Here is a 20952-nt window from a genome sequence, read left to right on the forward strand (position 1 = left end):
CTGGGAGAAATAACATGGCCGCTATGGGTTTTTCTGATCAAACACTGTCGCGTACCGCGATGAAAGCAGAGTTGCTGGATGCCGAAACCGAGCTGGCGCTAGCCTATGCGTGGCGTGATCAGCGCGACGAACAGGCCCTGCATCGTTTGATTACCGCCTATATGCGGCTGGCGATTTCCATGGCCTCCAAGTTCAAGCGCTATGGTGCCCCGATGAACGATCTGATCCAAGAAGCGTCGGTCGGCCTGATGAAGGCCGCTGACAAGTTTGACCCGGATCGTGGCGTGCGGTTTTCGACATATGCGGTCTGGTGGATCAAGGCATCGATCCAGGATTACGTGATGCGTAACTGGTCGATGGTGCGGACCGGTTCGACATCATCGCAGAAATCGCTGTTTTTCAACATGCGCCGCGTGCAGGCCCGGCTGGAGCGTGAGGCCGCAGCCGAAGGTCGCGAGTTGGACCGCCAAGAAATGCGCGAGTTGATCGCGACCGAGGTTGGTGTGCCGTTGCACGATGTGGAGATGATGGAAGGCCGTTTGTCAGGCTCTGATTTTTCGCTGAATGCGACGCAATCGACCGAGGATGAAGGTCGCGAATGGATTGACGCGCTTGAGGACAATGGTCCGCAGGCGGCCGAAACAGTTGCCAACAGCCATGACAATGCAACATTGCGCCAGTGGCTTGTGACGGCCCTGACCGCATTGAACGACCGCGAGCAGTTCATCGTGCGCGAACGCAAACTGCGCGATGACCCAAGGACGCTGGAAAGCCTTGGAACCGAGCTTGGCCTGTCCAAGGAGCGGGTGCGCCAGTTGGAGGCCGCTGCCTTTGGCAAGATGCGCAAGAGCCTTGAGGCGCAGAGCCATGAGGTCCACGCTTTTTTTGCGTGACGCCTGACATTGTGTTTCCGGTATCTTCTGACCTAGTGTCGGATCGCAAGATACCGGAGACGCCAAATGCTGGCTGACAGACATATCCTATTGATTGTGGGGGGCGGGATCGCGGCGTTCAAGGCGCTGGATCTGGTCCGCAGATTGCGCGAGCGCGGCTGCCGCGTCACCCCGGTGCTGACCCGTGCGGGGACAGAGTTCGTCACCCCGCTGAGCCTGTCGGCGCTGTCGGCCGCGAAGGTGTATCAGGATCTGTTCGATCTGACTGATGAGGCCGAGATGGGCCATATCGAGCTGTCCCGCGCGGCTGATCTGGTGGTCGTTGTTCCGGCGACGGCGGATCTGATGGCCAAGATGGCTGGGGGGCATGCGGATGACCTTGCCTCGACCCTCTTGATGGCGACCGACAAACGGGTGCTGATTGCGCCCGCGATGAATGTGCGGATGTGGGAACATGCCGCGACACAGCGGAACCTCGCCACGTTGCAAAGTGACGGTGTGCTGGTTGTCGGCCCGACCGAAGGTGACATGGCTTGCGGTGAATTTGGCCCGGGCCGGATGGCGGAAGTGCCAGAAATCATTGATGCAATTGATGCGGCCTTGTCGGATGGGCCGTTGAAGGGCAAGCATGTGCTGGTCACCTCTGGCCCGACGCATGAACCGATTGATCCCGTCCGTTACATCGCGAACCGGTCGTCGGGCGCGCAGGGCACGGCGATTGCCCGCGCGCTTTCGGGATTGGGTGCGCAAGTGACGTTTGTGACCGGCCCGGCGGATGTGCCGCCGCCACAGGGTGTGCATGTGATCCGCGTCCAGACCGCGCAGGAAATGTTGGAGGCGGTCGAAGGTGCCCCTTCTGCTGACGCCGCCGTTTTTGCTGCCGCCGTCGCTGATTGGCATGTGGCCAATGCTGGTGCAAGCAAGATCAAAAAGGATGGCAGCGGGCTGCCAAAGCTGGAATTTGCGGAAAACCCGGACATTCTGGCGACGGTTTCGCAGATGACGAGCGGTCGCCCGAAACTGGTCGTCGGATTTGCCGCTGAAACGGATGATGTGGTTGCCCATGCCACGGCGAAGCGTGCCCGCAAGGGGTGTGACTGGATCGTCGCCAATGATGTGTCGCCTGCGACGGGGATCATGGGCGGGTCCGAAAATGCGGTGACGCTGATCACGGATGCAGGTGCCGAAGACTGGCCGTGGATGAGCAAGGATGCGGTCGCGGTTGCGCTGGCCGAACGGATTGCTGAGGCGATTGCGTGACGCCCGAAATCCAGTTTCAGTGGGATGCGGGCGCCGATATGTCGCTCGGGTTGCCGTCATATGAAACCGCCGGTGCTGCGGGTGCCGATATTCGTGCGAACCTGCCGGATCAGCGGTCGGTGGAACTGCCCCCTGGTGCCCGGCAACTGATCCCGACAGGATTGCGCATGGCGATCCCTGACGGGTTCGAGGTGCAGATCAGACCGCGGTCTGGTCTGGCGCTGAAACACGGGATCACGCTGCTCAACACGCCGGGCACGATTGACAGTGATTATCGCGGGCCGGTGGGGGTGATCATGGTCAATCTTGGCGCGGAATATTTCACCGTGACCCATGGCATGCGTATCGCCCAGATGGTCGCAGCGCCCGTGGTGCAGGCCACGTTCAAGGAGGTCGCGTTCCTGAACAGCACGGTGCGTGGCCCCGGCGGATTTGGGTCCACCGGCTTATGATTATGGTGGGGGCGATGGCGGCCACCCTGTGGGGCATCGGCATTGCGATGAAGGCGCCCTATCATGCGCGCTGGACCATGCTGGCGATCCTTCTGGTTGGGGTCATGATGCTGCATGTTGTGCTTCCCGCTGGCCACCCGTTGCGCGAGGCGACAGGGGGCGATGCCCGGCTGTGGGCGTTATTCATTGCCTTTGGTTTCATTGTCTGGGGATATCGCAGGTTTCTGGGCGGGTTGCGTGCCCGGATTGCCGAAAAGGAGACGCCGGTGGCGCGACCGGGTACGTTTTCTGATACCGAGCTTGAGCGTTATGCCCGCCACATCATCCTGCGCGAGGTGGGTGGCCCGGGCCAGAAGGCGATGCGCGATGCGCGGGTGCTGGTCGTGGGGGCCGGGGGGCTTGGCGCGCCTGTGTTGGAGTATCTGGCGGCGGCGGGTGTCGGCACGATTGGTGTGATTGACGATGATGTGGTCGAGAATGCCAATCTGCAGCGGCAGGTGATCCATCTGGACCGCAATATCGGGATGCCCAAGGTCCATTCGGCGGCAGAGGCGATGCGGGCGCAGAACCCGTTTGTCACCGTGCGCCCGTATCAGCGGCGGCTGGACGAAGACATCGCTGCCGATCTGTTTGCCGATTATGATCTGATCCTTGATGGCACGGATAATTTCGACACGCGCTATCTGGTGAACCGGACCGCCGTGGCGCTGGGCAAGCCGCTGATCGCGGCGGCGCTGACGCAGTGGGAAGGTCAGATCAGCCTGTATGATCCGGCGCATGGAACCCCCTGTTACGAATGCGTTTTCCCCACCGCCCCGGATGCGGCATTGGTGCCGAGTTGCGCCGAGGCTGGCGTGATCGGCCCGCTGCCCGGCGTGATCGGCGCGATGATGGCGGTTGAGGCGCTGAAGGTGATCACCGGTGCCGGTGATGGGCTGGGGGGCAGGTTGCTGATTTATGACGCGCTTTATGCCCAGAGCCGGACCATCGCGGTCAAACCGCGTGCGGATTGTGCGGTTTGCGGCGGCAGGGGCTTGCAAGCCAAAGGCTGAAGATCATACTGCCATCTTGAGTTTTTATCTGGGGAGAAACGCATGAAGATTCTAGCAACACTGGCCGCCGTGATGCTGGCCACAACGGCTGTGGCCGACGGCCATTTGCCGAACCTTGAAGGCCGCGAGCTCGTGGTGGTGACGGAAAACGCCTATCCGCCGCTGCAGTTCATTGACGGCAATGGCGATGCGGTCGGCTGGGAATATGACGCGATGGCTGAGATTGCGGAGCGGCTGAATGCGACGGTCGTTTACGAGAATATCAGCTGGGATGCGATGATCCCGGCCGTGTCCGAAGGCCAGTATGACATGGGTATGACCGGCATCACCATCCGCGAAGACCGCGCGGAAGTGGTTGATTTTTCGGATAAATACATGACGTCAGAGATGGTGATGATGGTGCGCGGCGATGAGGGCCGGTTCACCGACGCTGCAAGTTTTGCTGCCGATGACGATCTGCTGATGGCGGCCCAGCCCGGTACGACCCCGTTCTATGTGGGTGTCTATGACGTGCTGGACGGGGATGAGGCGAACCCGCGTATCAAGCTGATGGAGACCTTTGGTGCCACAGTGCAGGCGCTGCGGGCCGGTGATGTTGATCTGGTGCTGACCGATGGCACGGCCGGCAACGGCTATGTCGAGGCCTCAGACGGCGGCCTGAAGATCATTGGTGAGAAGCTTGGGACCGAGGATTTCGGGTTCATATTTCCAAAGGGGTCCGATCTGGTGGATCCGATCAATGCGGCCATAGCTGATATGGAAGCTGATGGCACGATTGATGCGCTGAACACCAAGTGGTTCCTTGAGTACAAGCTGGGTGAGTAGGCGCTGATCAGGAGGTCCCGGGTCAGGCCCGGGACATGCGCCGATGATCCCGACATCCCCGAGCGACAAGGATTTTCCGTGGTGGCTGGTCGCTGTCGTGGCCATAGGCATCTACCTGTTCTGGCAGGTGCTGACGGCCGAGGAATATTCCCGCGTGCTGAACACCCTGCAAAAGGGCATCTGGGTCACGATCTATGTGACGCTGGTGTCCTATTCGATGGCCTGTGTGCTGGGGTTGGGGCTGGCGCTGGCGGGGTTGTCGCGCTGGCTGGTGCTGCGCCAGGTGGCGCGGTTCTATATCGAGGTGGTGCGCGGCATTCCGATCATCGTGCTGCTGCTTTACGTGGCTTTTGTGCTGGCCCCTGCCATGGTGGCGGGGTGGAACTGGATTGCGGAGGCGGTGGGTTTGGGCCCGGTGCGTACCCGCGATTTTTCCCTGTTGTGGCGGGCAGTGATCGCGCTGACCATCGCCTATTCATCCTTTCTGGCCGAGGTGTTTCGTGCTGGTCTGCAATCGGTCGACAAAGGCCAGATCGAGGCCGCCGAGGCGCTGGGCCTTAATGGCTGGCAGCGGTTTCGCCTGATCGTCTTTCCGCAGGCGCTGCGCACCATCCTGCCGCCATTGGGCAATGATTTTGTGGCGATGGTGAAGGATTCGTCGCTTGTGTCCGTTCTGGGGGTTACGGATGTGACCCAGTTGGGCAAGGTCACGGCGGCGGGAAATTTCCGCTATTTCGAAACCTATAATGTGGTGGCGCTGGTTTATCTGACGATCACCATTTCATTATCGCTGGCCTTGCGCCGGTTCGAAAAGCGGATGCGCACGCGGTAAGGGCGGATTTTTGAGCATTTTTGCCAAAATGATAAACAGGTCGCTGGCAAGTCGAAGGCCCCGCCCCTAGGTTGTAGGCAAAGGAGATTTGTGATGACAAACCCGCTGCTTTCCGACTGGACCACGCCCTTTGAACTGCCACCCTTCGCGGAGATTTCCGACGAGGATTTTGCCCCGGCTGTGGATGCCGCTTTGCAGCAGTCGCGCGCGAATATCGCGGCGATTGCCGAGAATGCGGAGGCACCGACATTCGAGAATACGATTGAAGCGTTGGAATTGGCTGACGAGAAGCTGGGCCAGGTTCTGGGCGTTTTTTACGGCATTGCCGCGGCTGACAGCAATGAAAAGCGCGAGGCGTTGCAGCGGGAATTTGCTCCGAAACTGAGTGCCTACAGTTCTGAGGTGTCTGAAAACAAAGAACTTTTTGCGCGTGTTGAGGCGGTTTGGGAAGATCGCGACAATCTGGACCTGACCGATGAACAGCAGCGGGTTCTGATGCTGACCCGGCGCGGTTTTGTCCGGTCGGGTGCGCAATTGGAAGGTGATGGGGCCGAAGCGTTGCGCGACGTGAAATCGCGGCTGTCGGTGCTGGGGACCGAATTTACCCAGAACCTGCTGGCCGATGAACGCGAATGGTTCATGAAACTCGAGGCGGATGATCTGCAGGGTCTGCCTGATTTCGTGATCGCGACGGCGAAGGCGGCGGGCGAAGAGAAGGAGGCGGGCGGACCGGTTGTGACCCTGTCCCGGTCGCTGATCGTGCCCTTCCTGCAATTTTCTGAGCGGCGGGATTTGCGCAAGACAGCTTATGAGGCATGGGTGGCCCGTGGGGCGAATGGTGGCAAGACGGATAATCGTGCGATTGCGGCGGAGACGCTGAAACTGCGCCAGAAGCGGGCCGATTTGCTGGGCTATGGCAGTTTTGCCGATTTCAAGCTTGAGACAGAGATGGCCAAGACGCCAGGGGCTGTGCGGGATCTTTTGATGAAAGTCTGGGAGCCGGCCAAGGCAGCGGTTGAAGCGGATGCGAAGATGCTGGAACGGATGCTGCATCAGGACGGCTGGGATGGCCCGCTGGAGCCGTGGGATTGGCGGTTCTATTCCGAAAAACGACGCAAGGAATTGCATGATCTGGATGAAGCTGAATTGAAGCCTTATCTGCAGCTGGACCGGATGATCGAGGCGGCGTTTGCCTGTGCCAACAGGTTGTTCGGACTGGAATTCAGGGAAGTCGAAGGGTCGGTTTACCATCCGGATGTGCGGTTGTGGGATGTCACCCGCAAGGGCGAACATGTTGCTGTTTTCATGGGCGATTATTTCGCCCGTGGATCGAAACGGTCGGGCGCATGGTGCACCACGATGCGCGATCAGAAACGGTTGGGTGGCGACGAGCGCCCCATTGTTCTGAACGTCTGCAATTTCGCCAAACCGGAGGCGGGCAAACCTGCGTTGTTGTCTTACGATGATGCGCGGACCCTGTTTCACGAGTTTGGTCATGCGCTGCACCAGATGTTGTCAGATGTGACTTACGAAAGTATTAGCGGCACGTCCGTGGCGCGCGATTTCGTGGAACTGCCGAGCCAGTTGTATGAGCATTGGCTGGAGGTGCCGGAGGTGCTGGCGGAGTTTGCGACACATGCCGAAACCGGTCAGCCGATGCCGGAGGATCTGTTGCAGCGGATGCTGGATGCGACGACCTATGACATGGGGTTTCAGACGGTGGAATATATCGCCTCTGCCTTGGTTGATCTGGGCTTTCACGATGGCCCGGCACCGTCTGATCCCATGCAGAAACAGGCTGAAATCCTTGAAGAAATCGGGATGCCCCATGCCATTCGCATGCGCCACGCAACCCCGCATTTTGCCCATGTATTTGCGGGTGATGGCTATTCCAGCGGCTACTACAGTTACATGTGGTCCGAGGTGATGGATGCCGATGCATTCGAGGCGTTCGAGGAGGCGGGGGACCCGTTTGACTCCGACGTAGCCCGCAAGTTGGAAGAGACGGTTTTGTCGTCCGGCGGGTCGGTGGATGCCGCCGAGCTATATATCGCGTTTCGCGGACGTTTGCCCGGGGTTGAGGCCTTGCTGAAGGGCCGGGGACTGGACAAGGCGGCCTGATTTTGGCCGGTCGGCGTTGCGTCGGATTTGCGTCGGCAAAGCGTCGGACCCCATAGCCGGGTCGGTTAAGGTTTCGTTAGCGATTGGCGGGGCGAAACCCGGCTTACCGGTCGTCATCCGGGTGCCGCTGGACGCCGACGGGGTCCTTGTGGATCAGCACATCGGCCCGCGGATATTCCGCGATGATGGCCCGGCGCAAGGCCGCGCCGATGGCGTGTGCCGCATCAAGCGTCTGCCCGCCATCCAGTTCGATATGCAGGTTGACGAAGACCTTGCTGCCCGCGACCCGTGTTTTCAGGTCGTGATAGCCGTGCACCCCTTCGAAATCCGCTGCGATCGCCTGGATCCCTGCGATCATGTCGGGGTCGGCCTGTCGGTCCATCAGGGCGTCCCAAGCGGATTTGCCGATGCGCAACGCGCCGACCGCAAGGATGGCCGCCGCGGCCAGTGCCACGACGCTGTCGATCTGGTGCAGTTCAAACTTGGCCGAGGCCCAGAGCGCGAGGATCGCGCCCATGTTCGGGATCAGATCGCCGAGATAGTGCAGGCTGTCGGCCTGAACGACCTTGTTGCCGGTCTTGCGCGCCACATGCCTTTGCCAGAACACGAGAGCCAGCGTGATTGCGATGGAGAAGACGATGATCCCGATCCCCAGCCCTTCGCGTTCGGGCAGGGTGACGGTGTCGTCAAGCAGCCGCAGGACGGCCGCAACGGCGATCACGCCGGCGGAAATGAGGATGAAGAGGGATTGACCGAGGGCGGCAAGATCCTCGGCAGAGGTGTGCCCGAACTGGTGGTCGTCATCGGCAGGTTTGGCCGCGTAGGCGATGGCGATCAGCCCGCCGAGTGACATCATCAGGTCCATGGCCGAGTCGGCCAGCGTGGCCGCCACGGCGAGAGATCCGGTTTGCCCCAGCGCCCAGAGCTTGAGCAGCACAAGGATCAGGGCGACCGCGACCGAGAGGAGGCCGGCAGAGAGGTTGAGGCGGGTGTCGTGGCGGTGTGGCATGATCTGTAGCTATGGTTCTTTCCTGTTCTCTGCCAGCCTTGTTTCCAATGCATTGACGAATTTGGTGAAGGTGCTGGCGTCCGAAAAGCCCCAGCTGGTGAGTGTCAGCCGGTGTTGCGGATGCGGGATTTTCAGGATGACGGTGCCCCGGTAGTTAATCGCGCCGAGAGGGCCGATTTCACGGTATGGAAGCGCAAAGGTGGTTTTCGAAAGAAGGGATTTGGGGGCGATCAGGTCGTGACTGGACAGGATCACCTGACGATCAGGATCAAGCCCGAGGCGGATGGCCCAAAAACAGATGCCCATGCCGACCAGAAAGGGGGCGCTGCCAAGCCCGATGACAAATCGCGATGTAGCACCTGACAATGGGAACATGAATGGGGGGGCCTATCCTGTCGGGGTAGGTGAGGGCGAAGTGGAGGATGGCAAAGGCAAAGACACCGAATGAAAGCATGATGCCGAGGGACGTCATCGGGGCCAAACGGTACTGAAATGCAATGTCGGGGTTTTGGTTTGGGGCAGGTGCCGCCATCAATCCCTGATCTCACCCGCGGCCACGCCCCAGAGGTCAGCCTTGGGCACCCAGCCTTTGTAGCCGCCAGCGGTCAGGCGGCACCAGTCGGGGTCGCACCGCCCCAATCGCGCGATCACGCCGGGTTCGAGCATCGCGTTTTCAAGGGCATTCGGATCAGGTCGGGATCGCAGAGCGGTCGTGTCGCCGTTGATCAGCACGGTCCGCGCCCCTGACAGCATGGTGTAATGGACCCAGCCGCCTTGCCCGTCGCGGTCGATGACCCGCCGCCAGTGTCCATATTCAGCGATGACTTGCAGCGGCATGTTCCGCCGCTGGAAGACCCAGTCGATCCGGTGGGACAGGGAGGGGCCGCGGCGCACATTGGCCTCGGCGGCCTTGAGCGAGACAAAGCGCGGCAGCGGCAGGTTGGTTTCGGGGCCAAGCGTCGGCGCTTCGGTCTGTTGCGCGTACCCGACATTTGCGCAAATCACCACGGCAATTGCTGCCGTCCGGATCACGCGGAACCACTGCACCCATCTACGCATTGTTTGCCCTTGTCTGCTCTTTTTTGTGGTGCGCGGTTCTTGTGCTGCGCATCCCTTTGGCGCAACCTGCCATCAAAGCTGCGTTTTGAAAAGCCACGGGAGGCCCGGATATGCCAGGTAAGCGATTAAGTGTTGTTGTGACGCGACGGTTGCCCGAGGCGGTTGAGACCCGGATGAAAGAGCTTTTCGACGTGGAATTGCGCGACGATGACACGCCCATGACAACTGATCAGCTGGCCGATGCAATGGGGCAGGCCGATGTGCTGGTGTCCACGATCACCGATCATATCGATGCCAAACTGCTGGGCCGTGCAGGTGAGAGGTTGAAGCTGATTGCCAATTATGGGGCAGGGGTGGACAATATTGATGTGTCTACCGCCCGCCAGCGGGGCATTCATGTGTCCAATACGCCGGGCGTGGTGACGGAAGATACCGCCGATATGGTTATGGCCTTGATCCTGGGTGTGACCCGCCGTCTGGCTGAGGGGTTGCGGCTCGCCCAGTCGAATGACTGGCAGGGCTGGTCACCCACGGCGATGATGGGTGGCCGGATCAAGGGTCGCCGGTTGGGGATTCTGGGGATGGGCCGTATCGGGCAGGCCGTGGCCCGTCGTGCCGCCGTGTTCGGGATGCAAGTGCATTACCACAATCGCAAGCGTCTGCGCCCCGAGGTGGAAGCCGAACTGGAGGCGACCTATTGGGAAAGCCTTGATCAGATGGTGGCCCGTGTCGATATCCTGTCGATCAACTGCCCGCACACCCCGTCGACATTTCATCTGATGAATGCCCGTCGGCTGAAGCTGATGAAGCCAAGTGCGGTGATCGTGAATACGTCCCGTGGCGAGGTGATCGACGAAAACGCCCTGACCCGCATGTTGCGCGCGGGCGAGATTGCCGGTGCCGGGTTGGATGTGTTTGAACGTGGTCATTTGATCAACCCGCGCCTGAAAGAACTGCCCAATGCGATCCTGCTGCCCCATATGGGGTCGGCCACACTGGAAGGCCGGATCGAGATGGGTGAGAAGGTGATCGTGAATATTAAGACCTTTGAGGATGGCCACCGGCCGCCCGATCTTGTTGTTCCGAGTATGCTTTAGCGGAAATCCGCCAGCACTGTTGTTGCGGACGCACGGTAGCGGGCTGATTGGGCAGGCGGCGTGGACATTGCCAAGACATGCCCCAGAATGGCTGCAACCGAATGACCGAGCAAAGGACATCCCGATGAAGATCATGCTGCCTGTAGTGGGGGTGTTGCTGGCCGGGCTTGCTGCCCTTTCCTTGTATTTGTTCAAACAGGGGCTGGATGATTATCTGGCGAACAAGAGCCTGGCCGCCGTTGAGATTGTGGCCCCGGCGGGGGTTGATGTTGTTGATTACGATGCGGCGCAAGGTATGGCGCTGACCGGGCGCGCGTTTAACCTTGATCCAGAGGTGACCGACCCGACCAATGAATTGCTGCGCCGGTTCGAAGCCTCTGCCGGTGGTATCGACGATGGGGTGGCCCAGGTTTTTGTCAAAGGAGAGGAGCGGGTCGCGTTAAGTTTGCATCGCGCTCCATATGTTGCCCCGCCCCAGACCCTTGCCAGCCAGTTGGGTCTTGACGAACCCAACCCGGAACCTGAGATCGAGCCGGATGTTTTTGGAACGGTGGCCGGTATTGAAGTGATCTTGCAACCGGCCCCGGAACGCGCGCCTGATCAGGAACCGGTGAGCTACCGCCACTTTGTTGTGAACCTTGGCGATCCGGGCGGTCCTGAAACGGTGGAGATCACGGTTCTGACCAATGCCAGTGATGCCTTTGTCGCGTCGGTCTTTGACAGCCTGGATATCGCCGCCCTGAATGAGCGCCTGCCCGAACCTGATGTGCGGATCGTACCCGACGGGGGTTTTGTGCCCGCCGCCGACGGCCCGCTGTCCCAGACCCCGCCGACACCAGCGCCTGCGTTGCTGGCCTATCGCGCGCTGCAAAGCGGTGTAACGCTGACCGCGCTTGATCGTGATGTGCTGGAGCGTGTCCGTGCAGGTGAGATATCTGACATGGCCGGTCTGCAGGCGCGCTTTCCCGACCTTATTGCGCCCACCGTTGCGATGATGGCCGTGCTGGGCCAACCGACACCAGAGGTTTCAGCCCGGTTTGCGGCGGTCCGCCTGCTGAAGGGGGATCGTGCCTGGAGCCAGACAGAAGCGTTCATCCTGACCCAAGTGGCGCGGCCGGACACGACGCAGGCAGACTTGTTGGATTATCTGTCGCTGCGGGATGACATTGCGCCCGAAGTGCTGGCATTGGTGTCCCAGCTTCCCTGATCCGCCGCGATCAGGCCCCGCCTGCCCATTTATCTGGCAGTGCACCACTTGCTTGCGCTTCGTCCACGATCGCCCGGTACTGTTTCATCGAATGGGCCGGCAGCGCCCGTTTGACCGCCGGGGACAGTTTTTTGACCTGGCCCATGTGAAAGAAACTGGTGGGCAGGCGCGGCACGATGTCGTCATTGCGATTGATCAGCAGGCATTGCCTGTGATGTTTGACCGGCCCGCGCGAGAATTTCGGGCGCGGCGCGGCAAACCCGATGGCGGGGACGTTGTAGCTTTTGGCGAGGATTTGTGCCGCCGCGGCCCCAAGGGAATGCCCGATGATGAAATTTGGTGCCGTGCCTTTCTGGATCAGCCAATGAAAAATCTCCGACGCGTAGGCCAGAAAGCCCTGATGCCAGACCGTGCCGGATGCGCCGGTTTCGGCCTTGTTGTCATCCATCCGCAGTTTCCTGCGCCCGAGCCGGATCGGGCGCAGGTTGAAGTTCTTGTAATCGCTGATTGAGTTGGATCCGGGCAGGAGCAGGATGTTGCCTTCCAGCATATGTGCCTGCACGTCATCATGGGCGCAGGAATGCATGATGGCGGGCTGCCTGATTGCACCGGGGGTGTAGCTTGCTTCGGCCAGAATTGCCGCGTCACGTATTGAAAATGCAGTCATTTGAAAAACCTCCTGTCTGGAATTAGACCGTTTTGCCTTGCTAGCCGTCCAGTGAGGAAACCCTGACCCTGCGATTTGCCCATCTGTTGCCCGCAACGCGCCAAAGTTGTAGCCACCTGTTCTGGGATAATGCGCCAACGCATTGATTCTTGAGCAGGAGCCGCATCGTGAACCGCTTTTTCGTGACCGCATCGCCAATCATTCTTCTTGTCGCGGGGCTAGGTATGGTTATGGGGCTTGATTACGTCTCATATACTCAGAAACGTACCGAGGAAGGTACGCAGATGAACTTTGCCGGTTATCTGTCAGAGATACCGGGCCGTGTTTCACAGACGAAGGCTGATATTGATGCCGGATCCGGGCCAACATCGACGCTGGCTGCAGCACTTCCGGGGTTTTTGGGCGGTTGGCAGATTGCGCCGTTTGAGCAGGCTGATTTTGACCGGATGGCGCAGATCCCCCCGCGGGAATTGACGGAATATGAGATCAAGGAGGCCGAGTTGAACGCGTTACTGGAGGCCGATCCCGGATTTCAGCAAGTACAGGCCCAGCAGGCGCGCGATGTCGATCAAGAACGGATAACGCTGACACGCGGTGATGACATCATGATCTTGACCCTGACCTTCCGGTCTGAGCGGATGTATAGCGGTTTGAGCGGCGGCATTCTGTCTTCGGTCCAAGACAATATGATGAACACGATCGAGTTCATGGATGAACCATTCGCGACGGTGCAAGGGGTGCCGTTTCGGGTCGCGCCGATTGAGGAATCGCCCGAGGGTCGCCGTTTCAGGGGGCATCTGGGCAAGCAAGTTGATGTTTCGGTGCAGACCAATGCCGATGATGAGGCCGTGCTTGAACTGCTGTCGAAGGTCAATTTCGGCAGCCTGAACGCGATGCTGATGGAACCGGTTGAAACTGTGGGCGCGACCTTGCCCACGCTGACTGCCATTGAGCCCGGAGCAGGTGCCGCGTCACCAGCCTTACCAGCGCCTGTTGCTGCCACCGAACCTGCAGAACCGGCAGCACCTCCTGCGCCGACGGTTCGCCGCCCTGGTGACAAAAACAACAACTGCCGTGTGGAAAATGGCGTGCGCCGCTGCACGATTGGCGGCAACTGACACCCGGCTTTCCCGGCGTTCCGACCCGCACTGTCGCAATCGGCCATCAAGATGTCGGCTGGTTCTTTCGTCGCCTCGTGCTTTCGCGCAGATTATGGGCAAGGATCGCAGGGAGTCGTCGTCATGAAAACGCAGGTCAAAGCATTGGTTGTTGGTGGTGGCGCCGTCGGCACCTCGATTGCCTATCATCTGGCCAAGGCAGGCTGGGACGATGTGATGCTGCTGGAACGCGATGAGCTAACATCCGGGTCCACATGGCACGCCGCCGGTCTGCTGCCCCTGTTCAACATGTCTTTTGCGACAACCCATATCCACAAATACTCGGTCGATTTCTACAAGAGGCTGGAGGCTGAAACCGGCCTGAATGCCGGGTTTGCTGTTGTTGGCAACCTGCGCATGGCCCAGACGCAGGAGCGGATGGATGAGTATATGCTTTATGCCTCCACCGCCGAGACCTGCGATGTGCCTTATGTCTGGATGACCCCGGATGAGATCAAGGCGAAATGGCCGTTGATCCGCACCGATGATCTGAAAGGTGCGCTGTATCACCATACCGATGGTTACATTAACCCGGCCGATGTCACTCAGGCGATGGCCAAGGGTGCCCGTCAGCGCGGCGTGATGATCGAGCGCAAGTGGCAGGCGGATGCGTTTCACTGGAATGGCGACGCGTGGGAAGTGACCTGCACCAAGATGGTCGAGAAGGGGGGCAATCTGGTTCCTTCTGACGAGCAGATTGTGATTACCGCCGAACATGTTGTCACCGCGTCGGGCAACCATGCGCAGACCACGGCGAAGAAGCTGGGTATCAAGATCCCGGCGATCCCGGTTGAGCATCAGTTCATTGTGATGGATAAGGACCCGGAACTGGTGCAGTTCCGGGCCGAGGGGAATGTGGAGCACCCTGTGGTGCGCGATGCTGACGCGCAGTCCTATGTGCGCGAGGAGCGTGGCGGCTGGATATTGGGGGTTTATGAAAAGGGCGCCCCTGCCTGTTTCGAATATGGTGTGCCGGAGAATTTCCGAGCGGACCTCTTCCCGCTCGATCTGGAGCGGATCGAGGCACAGTATATGGCGATGATCCATCGCATTCCGTCTTGCGAGGAGTCCGGGCTGAAGGACGATTTCAACGGGCCGATCTGTTATACGCCGGATGGCAATCCGCTGGTGGGGCCTGCGCCGGGGCTGACGAATATGTGGCTGGCGGAAGGGTTTTCGTTCGGTATCACGGCGGCGGGCGGCACGGGGTATTACCTTGCGCAGATGATGGTGGAGGGCGAGGCCGAGATCGACATGGCCAGCCTAGACCCCAAGCGTTACGGCAACTGGATGACGACCGAGTTTGCCGCGCGCAAGAACGAGGAATGTTACGACCACGTCTATATTTTGCATCACCCGGATGAGGAGCGCCCGGCCTGTCGGCCACTGCGCACCTCGCCCGCCTATGACCGGCAGAAGGAACGCGGCGCGCAGTTTGGCTTTGTGAACGGGTGGGAACGCCCGAATTACTATGCTCCGGCCGGGTTTGACGATAAGGCGAGTCGGTCGTTCCGGCGCGGTGGCTGGTGGCAATATGCGGTGGAAGAGGCCAAGGCGATCCGCGAGGGTGTTGGCCTGATCGACGCCACGGCCTTTACCAAGCACCGGATCAGCGGGCCGGGGGCGACGGCGTTTCTGGATTGGTTCACGACGAACAAGCTGCCGAAAGTGGGCCGGATCAACCTGACCTATGCGCTGACGTCGCATGGGACCACGCGGACGGAATACACCATCGTGCGGTTGGCGGAGGATGATTACTATCTGGTCTCTGCCGGGGCATGGCATTCCTATGATCAGGATTATTTGTATAAGGCGGTCATGGAGAAAGAGGCCGAGTTCGGCCGGATCAATGAGCAGGATGTGACGACCCAATGGGGGGTGTTTGCGATTGCCGGGCCGAAATCGCGGGATGTCCTGAACGAGGTGATCAAGGATGCGGACCCGGCGACGGCCCTGTCGAACAAACGGTTTCCGTGGCTGTCGGCCAAGCAGATCGAGCTGGGGATGTGCCCGGTGAACGCGATCCGTGTGGCCTATACCGGTGAGTTGGGCTGGGAGTTGCATCACCCGATCGAGATGCAGAACTACCTGTTCGACCTGCTGGAAAAGGCGGGTGAGAAACATGGGATGAAGCTGGTTGGTGCCCGCGCGCAGAACTGGCTGCGGCAGGAGAAGAGCTATCGCGCGTTTGGGACCGAGTTGGGCCGGGATGCGACGCCGCTGGAGGCGGATTTGCCGCGCTTTGTTGACTTGTCCAAGGATTTCCATGGCAAGGCGGCGATGGAGGCCAAGGGCATCCGGTCGAAATGTGTCACGCTGCTGATTGATGGGCCTGATGATGCCGATCCATGGGGCCGCGAGGCGCTGTATGATATGGACGGCAATCGGGTTGGGCGTCTGACATCCGGCGGATATTCGGTGGCATTCGAAAAGTCGATTGGCATGGGCTATGTTAAACCTGCGCTCGCCGAGGTGGGAACCAAGTTGCAGGTCAAGATGCTGGATCAGTTGTGGAATGCTGAGATTGTCGAGGACAGCCCCTACGACCCCAAGAACGCCACGATCAGGGCTGATGGTTGACAGCGGCCATAACGTAAGATGGGTTTAAACCCATCTTACCAGAGGCTCTGATGGACGACAAAATCGAGGTTGAGAATATCAACACACCCGGGCGGGTCAGTCGGGTGGATCGGGCAAAATACGAGGCGATGAAGGCGGCCATGTTGGCCACTTTGCCTCGATCCGCGCCCGGTATGACGGCAAAGGAATCGAAAGAAGCCGCAAAAGCGCATTTGCCGGAGCATCTGTTTCCGGGCGGGGCCACGTCGGGTTGGTGGCAGAAATGTGTGCAGCTTGATCTGGAGGCCAAGGGTGTGGTGATCCGCGAAGACAGCAAGCCGCTGCGGTTTCATCAGGTTTAGATTTCAGCGTCCGTTCCGGTTTCGTCGCAGCGTGCTGAGCCGACGGCGCCCGCGAATGATTGCGGATGAAACGGGGGCTTGCAGCGCGGGGATGTCGATTGCGAGCAGAACAAGCCCCAACGGGATCATCCAAAAGCCAAGGATCGGCAGAAAGCCCAGAAAGCCGGCGATGATGAAAAGCAAACCGACAGCCGCCCGCGCGAGTGCCCAGCCGGGGCTGCGCAGTTTCTCGATCCACGGCGCGAAACGGGCCAGTTGGTGAAACTGGCGGTCAAAACGTCGACGTGTGCGTTTCTCGCTGTCCTGTGTCATATGGAGAACATGGTATCATGTGCGCCGCTTGTGAAGTGGCTAGCGAGTGTTGCCTAGGCCTGCAGATCGTCAGGCATTAGCGCGTTCAGGCGTTGGCACTGTAAGCCATTATCATCGAAATTGTCGGGGGCCAGCCAGTTTTCGAATGCCGTTCGGATGCGTGGCCAGTCCTTGTCGATAATCGAAAACCACGCTGTGTCCCGGTTTCGCCCTTTGTAGACGATTGCCTGCCGGAAGGTGCCTTCGTAGCTGAAACCCAGTCGTTTTGCCGCCGCCTGTGAAGCGGCATTGAGCGCGTCACATTTCCATTCATAGCGCCGGTAGCCCAGTTCACCGAGCACCCGGCCCATCATCAGATACATCGCTTCGGTGGCCATAGGCGTCTTCTGCAGGGCTGGGGAAAAGGCGATGTAGCCGACCTCTGCTACACCGTTGGCGGGGTCCATACGCAGGAAGCTGGCGACGCCGATGGCCTTGCCATTGCGTTTGTCGATGATGGCAAAGAACAGCGGGTCGGTGGATTGGCTGCAGGTTTTGACCCAGGCTTCTACCTCTGACATTGAGTTGAAAGGGCCGGTTGGCATGTAGGTCCAGAGCGCGCCGGTTGTGTCGGCGCTGTAGGCGGTGTGCAGGTCTGCCGAATGGCTGGTTTCGAGCGGCACCACGTCGCAGTAGTGCCCCTGCATCGCGGTGCGGGGGATCGAGGCGCAACCGGTCCAGCCGGGCACGTCCGGGCCAATGGGTTGGCCGTGATCGTTCCGTCGGTCGGTCATGCAAACCGGGCGGGCGACAATGCCGCGACTGTGGCCGCGTCGATGCAGGGCTGCCTGCCGCCGACGATATCGGCGAGCAACTGGCTGGCACCCGGGGCCGATTGCATCCCATAGCCGCCTTGCCCGGCGCACCAGATGAAATTCTCGTCGTTTGCATCTGGGCCTAACACCAGATTGCGGTCAGGTGCAAAGGTGCGCAGTCCCGCCCATGATGCCAGAAGCCGCACGACTGGTTCGGTCACCGTGTCCTCGTAACGCATCAGTCCCTCGGCCAGTGTCAGGTCATCGGTGAAGGCGTCGTGCGGTTCGACTGGGTCTTCGTCGGCGGGCGAGACGATCAGCGCACCGGCATCGGGTTTGGCGTACCATGTTTCCCCCGGACCGAAGAGCATGGGCCAGGATTTTACGTCGTGCCCGCCGGGGGCTGGCAGTCGCGCCATGGACCGGCGGAACGGCGTGAAACCCAAGGGTGCGATCCCGGCCATTTCGGCGACCACATCGACCCAGGCACCGCTCGCGTTGACGAGGTTCTTGGCGAAATAGCTGGCCCCTTCGCTCACGACCTCCCACCCGGTTTGGATACGCGTGATCTGCGTCACCTTGGACTTTGTGTTGATCTGTGCCCCTTTTTTGCGGGCGTCCCGGGCGAAGGTCTGGATCAGCTTGTCGGTATCGATGTCCCATGCATCACTGTGATAGGCGGCGCGGTCGAACTTATCCTTGTTCAGGATGGGGATGAAATTGAGTGCGGCGGCAACGTCGATCTCGTCCAGTTTCATGTTCTTACAGTCGCCAGCGAAGGCGTCCGCGTTTTCCCCGTTACCGATCATAAGCAGCCCGCGTGGACTGAGTACCAGGGCGCTGGCGTGATAATCCCGGCTGGCGGCGTTGAGCGCGATAGTGGCCGGTTTGCCGTAGCTTTCTTCGAACATGGCAGCGGATCGTCCGGAGGCGTGGTAGGCGAGGGCATCCTCGGCCTCGAGCACGGTGACCTGGCCCAAGTCTGACAGCCGAGCCGCAGCGGAGATACCCGCGATACCTCCCCCGATAATCAGAAAATCAATCACGCTTCTTCCAGTCTGTCGGTCGCTGGCGCTGGTGTAGGGCTGAGTGCGGTGATTTGCGCATAAAGATCAGGTGTCATTTCAAAACCTTCGGCGGCCAGTGAGGGGGCCAGTTGCGCCGTCGAACGGGCCGAAATGATGGGCAGCGGCCTTGCCGGGTGGGCCGCGGCCCATGCAACTGCGAGCGTCGCAGGGTCCATATTCATGTCGTCCGCCAGCGATTTCAGGCCTGCCGCCGCATTGTGCATCCAGTCGAGGCCATAGCGGGCCTTGTATCGTTCATCATCGATCAGGCGGCCGGTTTCGCCGCTGGCGTATTTGCCCGTGAGCAATCCGCCCCCGAGTGGGGAATAGGGGATGATGGCGATATCCTGATCCTGTGCCATCGGGAAAATCTCAACCTCGGCCTGGCGTTTGACGAGGTTATACATGGGCTGGATCGCATCGATTTTCGTGCCCAGCGATCGGGCGACTTCCTGGGCCTTCATCACCTGCCAAGCGGCATAGTTGGACACACCAATATGCCGAATTGCGCCGGTTGATTGCAGTTCGGCCAGGGTACTGAAGGTTTCCTGCAGGTCGGTGTCAGGGTCGAATCTGTGCATATAGAGCAGGTCGACCGCGTCTTCGTTCAACTGCCTGCGGCAGGTGTCGAAATGTCTGGCGATGTTCGTCTGGCTGGCACCACCCTGATACCCGACCTTGGTGGCGACATAGAGATCGTCACGGTTGGCTTTGATCATGCCGCCGAGCAGGGTTTCTGACGCGCCGCCGGTGTAGCCGACGGCCGTATCAAAATGGTTGATCCCCGCCGCGCGTGCGGCGTCGAACATGGCCTGACTGGCCGATGCGTCGGCCTTGCCGCCGAATTGCATTGTCCCGAAGGTGAGGCGGGACACGGGTGCGCCGCTGCGGGTGGAAAGTGTTGACATGGGCGCAATCTGGCATGGCAGTGTGGTAATGGAAAGATGCGCTGTTCTGTCGCTGAAGGAGGTCTGATTGTGGGGCGTGAAGATGTGTCGGTATGCCATTGGCAGGGCGATGTGGCTGAGGTGCGGCTGCATTTGGACAGTAAGGAACTGACCTTGCGCGGTGATATTCGCGCGGCGATTGCCCGGCCGGAGATGCGAGAGGTTGTGCTGTGCGATGAAGGGGTGCGGGTCCGGACGGATGCGGGTGACCTGTTGATGGAGTTTGCGCAGGTCGAGGCGGCGCGGTGGCAGAAGGCGTTGTTGAAGACACCGCCGACACTCGCGCAGAAGCTGGGCGTGTCACCGGAGGCCCCGGTGTTTGTGCAGGGGCGGTTGGAGGATCCAGTGTTGGCAGAAGCCTTGGCCGGGGCCGTTGTTGATGATGTGGCGCAGGCAGCACTGCTATTGGCGGTGATTTTGGCGGATGCTGACCTGGTCGCGGGGTCCAAACTGGCGCTTGCGTATCCGGGCAAACACATCTGGATGGTCTATCGCAAGGGCAAGGCTGCCGCTGTCGGCGATACGGCCGTGCGGGCCCATATGCGAGGCTTGGGGTTTGTTGACAGCAAATCCTGTGCCGTGTCCGATCAGTTGACAGCCACCCGGTATCGTCTGCGCGACAAGTAGATTTCGACCGCAATCAGATAGGGCAGATAGAATGCGAAATTCTGTGCCAGATCGAAGGCACCGGCGAATTCAGGGTTGGACCAGAGCCCGCCAGTGGTCAGATACCACAGCCCGTAATGCACCCGGTAAAGCCATGATGCGATGGCCAGCCAGAAAAGCCGCAGCGCCCACGCATTGTGCTGATTGATCCGCCCCGCGCTTGCATGCCGATATGTTTGTACTGCCGCCACCAGCGTGAGCGTGCCGTAAAGCGCGAAGCCGATATCCATCGGTGTTCCACCGATCGTGCCCCGCAAACCGATGTAACACAGCCCGCCGATTGCCGTGATGACGGCCGCCAAGGTGATGATCCGCCCTGACCAGCGGTGCAGGCGCGGGAACCGGCAACGCAGCTGTGCGATCAACTGAAACGGTGCCAGTACGGTGATCAGCGCCCCGGTGCCCATATGAGTGAATATGGCGAGATTGGCGCTGAGATTGTCGGAGCGGATATAGTGCGGCTCTGGTAATGCATTGCGCAGCCCGCCTTGCGCGAAATCCAGTGAATATAGCCCGAAAGGCAGTGCCAGCAGCGCCACTAGCAGGAGCGCTGTTGTCTGGGCGATGCTGGGCCAATTGCGGGTTTGCATGACCAGAGAATAGGGTTACGCCCT

Annotated in this window: 22 protein-coding genes; 13 read left to right on the forward strand and 9 right to left on the reverse strand. The window is 60.1% G+C overall.

Annotated elements, in window-relative coordinates:
* Positions 1–14: 14 nt before the first annotated feature.
* From ACFWW4_RS11960 to ACFWW4_RS11990, 7 genes are all read left to right on the forward strand, one after another.
* Positions 15–893 carry an RNA polymerase factor sigma-32 gene (locus tag ACFWW4_RS11960; RefSeq protein WP_393931546.1) on the forward strand — a complete coding sequence of 293 codons (879 nt, stop codon included), beginning with the start codon at positions 15–17 and terminating at the stop codon, positions 891–893.
* 66 nt (positions 894–959) lie between these two features.
* Positions 960–2153, forward strand: coding sequence for a bifunctional phosphopantothenoylcysteine decarboxylase/phosphopantothenate--cysteine ligase CoaBC (gene coaBC, locus ACFWW4_RS11965; protein WP_411891064.1), 1194 nt, complete (start codon positions 960–962; stop codon positions 2151–2153).
* Between the two features lie 38 nt (positions 2154–2191).
* Positions 2192–2605, forward strand: coding sequence for a dUTP diphosphatase (dut, locus tag ACFWW4_RS11970; protein WP_411891183.1), 414 nt, complete (start codon positions 2192–2194; stop codon positions 2603–2605).
* The gene (locus tag ACFWW4_RS11975) at positions 2602–3657 is read left to right on the forward strand and encodes a HesA/MoeB/ThiF family protein (protein WP_411891065.1); all 1056 of its coding nucleotides are present in this window, start codon (positions 2602–2604) and stop codon (positions 3655–3657) included. Before dut ends, ACFWW4_RS11975 begins: the two co-directional genes overlap by 4 nt.
* Before the next feature lie 72 nt (positions 3658–3729).
* A complete protein-coding gene (locus tag ACFWW4_RS11980) occupies positions 3730–4482 on the forward strand; it encodes a transporter substrate-binding domain-containing protein (protein ID WP_411891184.1) in 753 nt (250 codons plus the stop codon).
* 43 nt (positions 4483–4525) lie between these two features.
* Positions 4526–5314 (forward strand): amino acid ABC transporter permease, encoded by a 789-nt coding sequence (locus ACFWW4_RS11985; protein WP_411891066.1) that lies wholly within the window; start codon positions 4526–4528, stop codon positions 5312–5314.
* Between the two features lie 93 nt (positions 5315–5407).
* Complete coding sequence (locus ACFWW4_RS11990) at positions 5408–7435, forward strand: M3 family metallopeptidase (protein WP_411891067.1); 2028 nt, start codon at positions 5408–5410, stop codon at positions 7433–7435.
* Between the two features lie 103 nt (positions 7436–7538).
* Here the strand turns inward: ACFWW4_RS11990 and ACFWW4_RS11995 are convergent, their stop codons facing one another.
* The 3 genes from ACFWW4_RS11995 to ACFWW4_RS12005 form a co-directional block, all read right to left on the reverse strand.
* Positions 7539–8444 (reverse strand): cation diffusion facilitator family transporter, encoded by a 906-nt coding sequence (locus ACFWW4_RS11995; protein ID WP_411891068.1) that lies wholly within the window; start codon positions 8442–8444, stop codon positions 7539–7541.
* Between the two features lie 9 nt (positions 8445–8453).
* Entirely contained in the window at positions 8454–8819 is a 366-nt protein-coding gene (locus tag ACFWW4_RS12000) for a hypothetical protein (RefSeq protein WP_411891069.1), read from the reverse strand.
* A gap of 156 nt (positions 8820–8975) precedes the next feature.
* Entirely contained in the window at positions 8976–9503 is a 528-nt protein-coding gene (locus ACFWW4_RS12005) for an SH3 domain-containing protein (protein WP_411891070.1), read from the reverse strand.
* A 110-nt stretch (positions 9504–9613) separates the two neighbouring features.
* Here ACFWW4_RS12005 and ACFWW4_RS12010 point away from each other — a divergent pair, with 110 nt between their 5' ends.
* Together ACFWW4_RS12010 and ACFWW4_RS12015 are read left to right on the forward strand one after the other, a co-directional pair.
* Entirely contained in the window at positions 9614–10600 is a 987-nt protein-coding gene (locus ACFWW4_RS12010; RefSeq protein ID WP_411891071.1) for a 2-hydroxyacid dehydrogenase, read from the forward strand.
* A 124-nt stretch (positions 10601–10724) separates the two neighbouring features.
* A complete protein-coding gene (locus ACFWW4_RS12015; RefSeq protein WP_411891072.1) occupies positions 10725–11807 on the forward strand; it encodes a hypothetical protein in 1083 nt (360 codons plus the stop codon).
* Between the two features lie 10 nt (positions 11808–11817).
* Here the strand turns inward: ACFWW4_RS12015 and ACFWW4_RS12020 are convergent, their stop codons facing one another.
* Positions 11818–12474: a hypothetical protein gene (locus ACFWW4_RS12020; RefSeq protein WP_393931572.1), complete on the reverse strand. Its 657-nt coding sequence runs from the start codon at positions 12472–12474 to the stop codon at positions 11818–11820.
* Positions 12475–12641: 167 nt separating this feature from the next.
* Between ACFWW4_RS12020 and ACFWW4_RS12025 the strand changes: the two genes are divergently transcribed.
* The 3 genes from ACFWW4_RS12025 (at position 12642) to ACFWW4_RS12035 (ending at position 16552) form a co-directional block, all read left to right on the forward strand.
* Entirely contained in the window at positions 12642–13592 is a 951-nt protein-coding gene (locus tag ACFWW4_RS12025; protein ID WP_411891073.1) for a hypothetical protein, read from the forward strand.
* A 123-nt stretch (positions 13593–13715) separates the two neighbouring features.
* Positions 13716–16211, forward strand: coding sequence for a GcvT family protein (locus tag ACFWW4_RS12030; protein WP_411891074.1), 2496 nt, complete (start codon positions 13716–13718; stop codon positions 16209–16211).
* A 50-nt stretch (positions 16212–16261) separates the two neighbouring features.
* Positions 16262–16552, forward strand: a complete 291-nt coding sequence (locus tag ACFWW4_RS12035) for a DUF6958 family protein (protein ID WP_393931578.1) — start codon at positions 16262–16264, stop codon at positions 16550–16552.
* A 3-nt stretch (positions 16553–16555) separates the two neighbouring features.
* Here ACFWW4_RS12035 and ACFWW4_RS12040 read toward each other — a convergent pair whose 3' ends face one another.
* From ACFWW4_RS12040 to ACFWW4_RS12055, 4 genes are read right to left on the reverse strand one after another with little or no spacing between them, the layout of a single operon-like run.
* Entirely contained in the window at positions 16556–16864 is a 309-nt protein-coding gene (locus tag ACFWW4_RS12040; protein ID WP_393931580.1) for a hypothetical protein, read from the reverse strand.
* Positions 16865–16917: 53 nt separating this feature from the next.
* Positions 16918–17637, reverse strand: a complete 720-nt coding sequence (locus ACFWW4_RS12045) for a GNAT family N-acetyltransferase (protein ID WP_411891075.1) — start codon at positions 17635–17637, stop codon at positions 16918–16920.
* Positions 17634–18704, reverse strand: coding sequence for an NAD(P)/FAD-dependent oxidoreductase (locus ACFWW4_RS12050; protein ID WP_411891076.1), 1071 nt, complete (start codon positions 18702–18704; stop codon positions 17634–17636). The genes ACFWW4_RS12045 and ACFWW4_RS12050 overlap by 4 nt, the downstream gene beginning before the upstream one ends.
* Positions 18701–19633 carry an aldo/keto reductase gene (locus ACFWW4_RS12055; protein WP_411891077.1) on the reverse strand — a complete coding sequence of 311 codons (933 nt, stop codon included), beginning with the start codon at positions 19631–19633 and terminating at the stop codon, positions 18701–18703. The genes ACFWW4_RS12050 and ACFWW4_RS12055 overlap by 4 nt, the downstream gene beginning before the upstream one ends.
* Before the next feature lie 69 nt (positions 19634–19702).
* On the opposite strand from ACFWW4_RS12055, the gene ACFWW4_RS12060 reads away from it, so the two are divergent.
* Positions 19703–20299, forward strand: a complete 597-nt coding sequence (locus ACFWW4_RS12060) for a hypothetical protein (protein ID WP_411891078.1) — start codon at positions 19703–19705, stop codon at positions 20297–20299.
* On the opposite strand, the gene ACFWW4_RS12065 is transcribed toward ACFWW4_RS12060, so the two are convergent.
* Positions 20260–20928: a DUF2306 domain-containing protein gene (locus tag ACFWW4_RS12065; protein ID WP_411891079.1), complete on the reverse strand. Its 669-nt coding sequence runs from the start codon at positions 20926–20928 to the stop codon at positions 20260–20262. The genes ACFWW4_RS12060 and ACFWW4_RS12065 overlap by 40 nt on opposite strands.
* Positions 20929–20952: the final 24 nt, after the last annotated feature.

It is taken from the genome of Yoonia sp. SDW83-1 (genome assembly GCF_046762885.1).
Classification (GTDB): Bacteria; Pseudomonadota; Alphaproteobacteria; order Rhodobacterales; family Rhodobacteraceae; genus Yoonia.

Coding starts and splice junctions, on each gene's coding strand:
- ACFWW4_RS11960 (WP_393931546.1), top strand. CDS start 15: ATGGCCGCTATGGGTTTTTCTGATCAAACACTGTCGCGTACCGCGATG.
- coaBC (WP_411891064.1), top strand. CDS start 960: ATGCTGGCTGACAGACATATCCTATTGATTGTGGGGGGCGGGATCGCG.
- dut (WP_411891183.1), top strand. CDS start 2,192: ATGTCGCTCGGGTTGCCGTCATATGAAACCGCCGGTGCTGCGGGTGCC.
- ACFWW4_RS11975 (WP_411891065.1), top strand. CDS start 2,602: ATGATTATGGTGGGGGCGATGGCGGCCACCCTGTGGGGCATCGGCATT.
- ACFWW4_RS11980 (WP_411891184.1), top strand. CDS start 3,730: ATGCTGGCCACAACGGCTGTGGCCGACGGCCATTTGCCGAACCTTGAA.
- ACFWW4_RS11985 (WP_411891066.1), top strand. CDS start 4,526: ATGATCCCGACATCCCCGAGCGACAAGGATTTTCCGTGGTGGCTGGTC.
- ACFWW4_RS11990 (WP_411891067.1), top strand. CDS start 5,408: ATGACAAACCCGCTGCTTTCCGACTGGACCACGCCCTTTGAACTGCCA.
- ACFWW4_RS11995 (WP_411891068.1), bottom strand. CDS start 8,444: ATGCCACACCGCCACGACACCCGCCTCAACCTCTCTGCCGGCCTCCTC.
- ACFWW4_RS12000 (WP_411891069.1), bottom strand. CDS start 8,819: ATGTTCCCATTGTCAGGTGCTACATCGCGATTTGTCATCGGGCTTGGC.
- ACFWW4_RS12005 (WP_411891070.1), bottom strand. CDS start 9,503: ATGCGTAGATGGGTGCAGTGGTTCCGCGTGATCCGGACGGCAGCAATT.
- ACFWW4_RS12010 (WP_411891071.1), top strand. CDS start 9,614: ATGCCAGGTAAGCGATTAAGTGTTGTTGTGACGCGACGGTTGCCCGAG.
- ACFWW4_RS12015 (WP_411891072.1), top strand. CDS start 10,725: ATGAAGATCATGCTGCCTGTAGTGGGGGTGTTGCTGGCCGGGCTTGCT.
- ACFWW4_RS12020 (WP_393931572.1), bottom strand. CDS start 12,474: ATGACTGCATTTTCAATACGTGACGCGGCAATTCTGGCCGAAGCAAGC.
- ACFWW4_RS12030 (WP_411891074.1), top strand. CDS start 13,716: ATGAAAACGCAGGTCAAAGCATTGGTTGTTGGTGGTGGCGCCGTCGGC.
- ACFWW4_RS12035 (WP_393931578.1), top strand. CDS start 16,262: ATGGACGACAAAATCGAGGTTGAGAATATCAACACACCCGGGCGGGTC.
- ACFWW4_RS12040 (WP_393931580.1), bottom strand. CDS start 16,864: ATGACACAGGACAGCGAGAAACGCACACGTCGACGTTTTGACCGCCAG.
- ACFWW4_RS12045 (WP_411891075.1), bottom strand. CDS start 17,637: ATGACCGACCGACGGAACGATCACGGCCAACCCATTGGCCCGGACGTG.
- ACFWW4_RS12055 (WP_411891077.1), bottom strand. CDS start 19,633: ATGTCAACACTTTCCACCCGCAGCGGCGCACCCGTGTCCCGCCTCACC.
- ACFWW4_RS12065 (WP_411891079.1), bottom strand. CDS start 20,928: ATGCAAACCCGCAATTGGCCCAGCATCGCCCAGACAACAGCGCTCCTG.